The organism is Bacillus sp. GMs2/2 (assembly GCF_050172095.1).
Taxonomy (GTDB): domain Bacteria; phylum Bacillota; class Bacilli; order Bacillales; family Bacillaceae_G; genus Bacillus_A; species Bacillus_A cereus.
The window spans coordinates 1-262 of sequence record NZ_JBNLYE010000801.1; the positions used below are offsets into that span (position 1 = coordinate 1).

Genomic DNA, 262 nt, shown 5'->3' on the forward strand with positions numbered 1-262 from the left:
GTTAAACATTTTCTTTTGCATATCGGTATGACGAATATAATTTTTAAAACGTGCTTCTTCAAATTCTTCTGGTATCATTGCATTTTTCAACCTTGCTATTTCAGATTGTTTCTTTTGGCAATCACACATTCTACCTGTCCATCCATTTAAGATCATTCCCGTTCCACTGCATAACGGACAGGTATCATTAAGCGTCTTCTCCGAGCCATTCAATGTTATTTTCATATTCTTGTTGTGATTCCTCTCGTTCCTTGTCTGTAAG

General features: G+C 35.9%; 1 pseudogene. It reads right to left on the reverse strand.

The features are described from left to right. Positions 1–225: pseudogene (locus tag ACQGS6_RS29600) on the reverse strand (DNA replication protein); the annotation flags it as partial. Positions 226–262 lie beyond the last annotated feature (37 nt).